At 63.4% G+C, this 716-nt stretch carries 2 protein-coding genes; both read right to left on the reverse strand.

What is annotated here, in order from left to right:
• The coding region (locus tag EOA33_RS23275) for an Rrf2 family transcriptional regulator (protein WP_245482416.1) at positions 1 to 362 on the reverse strand (362 nt) is incomplete at its 3' end.
• A gap of 110 nt (positions 363 to 472) precedes the next feature.
• Positions 473 to 716: 4Fe-4S dicluster-binding protein (locus tag EOA33_RS23280; RefSeq protein WP_190234346.1), on the reverse strand; the 244-nt coding region annotated here is incomplete at its 5' end.

Here is a 716-nt window from a genome sequence, read left to right on the forward strand (position 1 = left end):
GCCTTGAGCATCGCTGCATTGATGCCGCATGGCTTCACATAGGCCGAAGCATCGAGCCGCACAGGGCCGCGCTGGCGGATCTCGCCGCAACGGAAGGCAGGTTCCCTGCCCTCGACGGCGAGCACGATGTCGAGCAGCGTGATGCTCTCGGACGGCTTCGCCAGACGGTAGCCGCCGGCCGGTCCCGGCACCGATTCCAGAATACCCGCGGCCGTCAGCATGTTGAGATGCTTGAGCAGATAGCTCGGCGACAGGCCGAAAGCCTCCGCCATGGCGGCGCCCGGCATGGTCGCGGCGCCGTCTACGCCTGCGAGCATCGCGGCGCAGTGGATTGCCGCCTCGACGCCTTCCCCCAATCTCATGATGCCATGCTCCAATTCATGGATATCTTTTATCGTGGATATCCACTATCTGCAATAGGAAAACGAAAAACGGCGCCCGAAGACGCCGCTTCTCTCGTCGCGTACCTGCCCTATTCCGCCGCTACCTTGGCCATCGGATTGTTCGGATGCGTCGTCCAGTTGGCATAGACCGGCGACACCGGCTTGCCGGTGCGCTCGTCCATCGCGCCGGCGGCCAGCGGCTCCATCGTGATGCAGCCCTCGACCGGGCAGACATTGACGCAGAGGTTACAGCCGACGCATTCGGCCTCGATCACCTCGAAATGCCTGACGCCGTCGACCATGCTGGTGATCGCCTGGTGCGAGGTATCTTCG

This window comes from Mesorhizobium sp. M4A.F.Ca.ET.050.02.1.1 (assembly GCF_003997725.1).
Taxonomy (GTDB): Bacteria; Pseudomonadota; Alphaproteobacteria; order Rhizobiales; family Rhizobiaceae; genus Mesorhizobium.